Below are 3297 nucleotides of genomic sequence, written 5' to 3' on the forward strand. Positions count from 1 at the left end.
GTCCTATTATCCTTGCGGCAGTGCACCTTTCGCGTCAACGACACCCGCAAACGCGGAATTGCATGAAAGATCGAGGCGAACTCGACCATGCTGTTCGGCAGCCGGCCGTCCGCCGAACATTCCTCAGCTGGCGAAGGCACGTAACCCCAAGGCCGTGGGTCAACGGAATCCCGGTCACGAGCCCCGGCGAGAGTCAGTACCAAGCCTTCTACGCTCCGCCCAACCCCCCGATCTCCGGGCAAGCCCAGTGACCTGATCCGGTCGGAACCGTCCCGGTTAGTCGCAATGCCGGATAGTTACAGTAAGGCCCGAGGGCTGTTGTCAATACAGTAACTTGGGTTGGCGTGTCGCGGGGTTCGGTTCGGGGCCGGTGATGGTCGCGGTGATGCTGGTGATCTGTGTGCTGAGTTCGGGGCGGTGTGGGTCTTTCTTGTTGTAGCGCGAGAGTGGGGATTTGACCTTGCGGACGCTGGTGCGCGGGCGGCGGGGCGGGAGCAGGTCGGTGAGCACAGCGCGGCCGATGTGGCCGACGAGGTCGGCGGGATCGCCGGCGATGTTGGTGGCGCTGATGAGGAGGTCTTTGGTGGTTTCGAGTGCGGTGGTGAAGCTGGCGCGGTCGGGGTCGATGCCGGGACGGGATTCGACCGCGGTGACCATGGCGCGCCGCAGTGCCTGGTAGACGGCCAGCAGCGCCCACATTTCCTGTTCGAGTCCGGCCGGGTCGGTCGAGCGCAGCACGCGGCCAGCAGCGAGGGTGTGCCGCAGTGCCAGGTAGGCGATCTTGTGTTCCCAGCGTTCGTGGTAGACGGCCACGAGCCGGTGAGTGGGATGGCGGCGTGGGTCGCACAAGGTGGTGGCCAGCCGGTAGGAGGCGGCGTAGCGGGTGCCGTCGGCGCAGGTGACGGTGATCTCGGCGGTGATGATCCGGACCACCAGCTCGCCGATGCGGGACAGGTGCGAGCCGTCGTTGTCGAGGCCGGCCAGCACGGGCGGCCGGCGGGTGTTGCGCAGCCGGGCCAAAAACTGCGCGCCGGTGCCGGCCAGGTCGGCCAGGAAGGTTTCGGCGTCGAAACCGCGGTCGATCAGCACTAGCATGTCGGAGCCCAGTAGTGGCAGCAGCGCACGCGCGTAATCGATTTCACCGGTGGAGGGCGGCCCGAAGACAGCGCCGAGCAATGCTCGGGTGCCGGTCTCGACCACGGTCATCAGCCGCACCACCGGATAGCCGGTGACACCGAGGCAGGCCTTGAGCTTGCCCAGCCAAGATTGGTTGCGGTCGGTGTCGGGCACCTTGAACGACACGCACCCGTCGAATGCCACGGTGCGGTAACGGCCGAACCGCACCCCGGGAGTCGTCGGCTGTCCGACCGGGCCGGCCAGCACCTCGAACAACGCCCGCAACGGCGCCACCCCGAGACGGCGACGCAGATCCCGAAACACTTTGCCCGACGGCGATATTCGACCGGGTACGGCAGCGGTGAGCTTGGCCCACACCTTCGCATAGCCCAAACCGGGGAACAGTCAGTCGGGGTTGAGTTCGGATGAGTAGCCGGGCAGCAAGAACAGCTTGAGCTGTCCGCCGGTGGCGGTGACGAACTTGGTGGTGGCTTTGGCGCGGTGGGCGGGGTGGCCGTCGACGATGAGGTACACGGGTCCGCTGGTGTCGGCGAGCAGGCGCTTGCAAAAGTCGATGAACACTTTTGCGCCGACGCCGCCCTGGCTGATCATGAAGCGCAGCTGGCCGGTCGTGGTGATCGCCGAGATCATGTTGCACCGGTGGCGGGCGCCGGTGGTGCGCACGACCGGTGTCTTGCCCCTCGGCGCCCACGTGGTGCCGCAGTGATAGTCCGAGCGCACCCCGGCCGCGTCCGCGAAGTAAATCGTCGCACCGTCTTTGCGGGCTTGGGTGCGGATCTTCGGGAAGGTCTCGGTTTTCCACCTGCGCACCGCGTCGGGATCCTGCTGAAAGGCCCGCCGCAGCGGGCGCTGCGGCGAAAAGCCGAGTTTATGCAGGATCCGGCCGATGGTGGTCCGGTGCAGGCGCACCCCGAACTCGCGATACACAACGGTGGCGATCATGTCGGGAGGTTGTCCCGGGTCTCGTAGAAATTGAGGTGGCGGTCCCCCGCTCGTGACCTGCCGTGTGGTAGGTCTCGGGCGTTCCGCAAGAACACCAAGAGAAGGGGACCGTTATGAAGAAGAGTAGCCAGAACCGGGCCGGGGACGCGAGTGTGGCCGCGATTCCCGAGCAGGTGAGCGTGGCGATGGCCGAGATCGCCGAGAACATGTCCGAGGGCCTGCTGGCGCTGGCGGTCGGTGCGGGCCTGCAGGTCATGCAGACCCTGATGGAGGCCGACGTGACCGCGCAGGCCGGGCCGAAGGGCCGCCACAACCCCGGCCGCACCGCGGTGCGCCATGGCCACGAAAACGGGTCGGTGACCCTGGGCGGGCGCCGGGTGCCGGTGACCCGGCCGCGGGTGCGTGCCGCTGACGGCTCGGGCGAGTTGCCGGTGGCGTCTTATGAGCTGTTTAGCTCGACGGAGATCCTGGGCCGCATGGCGATGGAGAAGATGCTGGCCGGCCTGTCCACTCGACGCTACCCGGTCGGGTTGGAGCCAATCGGGCAGCAGATCGCCCAAACAGCCTCTGCGACAAGCAAGTCCGCAGTCTCCCGGCGGTTTGTGGCGATGACCGAAACCGCGCTGGCGGAGCTGCTCGCTGCGGATTTGTCCGGGCTGGATCTGGTGGCGCTGATGATCGACGGCGCGCACTTCGCCGAGTCCTGCTGTGTGGTGGCGTTGGGCATCGACATTGACGGGGTCAAGCACCCGCTGGCACTGGTGGAGGGCTCCACGGAAAATGCCACGCTGGTCACCGATCTGCTGGTGGATCTGCGGGAGCGAGGCATGGACGTCACCCGCCCGATGTTGGTGGGCCTCGACGGGTCCAAGGCGCTGCGCAAGGCGGTGATCGACGTGCTCGACCGTCCGGTCATCCAACGCTGCCAAATTCTTCATAAGGTAAGAAACGTCAAAGACCATCTGCCGCAACGCCTTCGGTCCAGTGTAGGCCGCAAGATGACCGACGCCTACCACGCCGGATCGGCGCTCGAGGCCGAGGCAGCGCTGCTCGCGCTGGCCAACGAGCTCGACCGCACCCACCCAGGCGCGGCGGCCAGCCTGCGTGAGGGCCTGGACGAGACCCTCACGGTCTTACGGTTAGGGCGTGTCTCCCAATTGGTTGTTTCCGACGCGGGAATGGATTACGGCGCAGGCCAATAGGACACCGCCGAGGTAG

2 protein-coding genes and 1 pseudogene are annotated in these 3297 nt (G+C 66.5%); 1 reads left to right on the top strand and 2 read right to left on the bottom strand.

Going from position 1 to position 3297, the window contains the following annotated elements; translation table 11 throughout:
• Positions 1-321 precede the first annotated feature (321 nt).
• The gene (locus FPZ47_RS26970; RefSeq protein WP_168209581.1) at positions 322-1509 is read right to left on the bottom strand and encodes a transposase; all 1188 of its coding nucleotides are present in this window, start codon (positions 1507-1509) and stop codon (positions 322-324) included.
• Between the two features lie 12 nt (positions 1510-1521).
• A complete protein-coding gene (locus FPZ47_RS26975) occupies positions 1522-2079 on the bottom strand; it encodes an IS630 family transposase (protein WP_144957223.1) in 558 nt (185 codons plus the stop codon).
• Between the two features lie 64 nt (positions 2080-2143).
• Between FPZ47_RS26975 and FPZ47_RS26980 the strand changes: the two are divergent.
• Positions 2144-3224 (top strand): annotated as a pseudogene (locus FPZ47_RS26980) (IS256 family transposase); the annotation flags it as partial.
• Positions 3225-3297: the final 73 nt, after the last annotated feature.

Source organism: Mycobacterium helveticum, from assembly GCF_007714205.1.
Taxonomy (GTDB): Bacteria; Actinomycetota; Actinomycetes; order Mycobacteriales; family Mycobacteriaceae; genus Mycobacterium; species Mycobacterium helveticum.

What these genes read in the sequence shown, in the direction of transcription:
- FPZ47_RS26975 (WP_144957223.1), bottom strand. Translation starts at nt 2,079, where the DNA reads ATGATCGCCACCGTTGTGTATCGCGAGTTCGGGGTGCGCCTGCACCGG.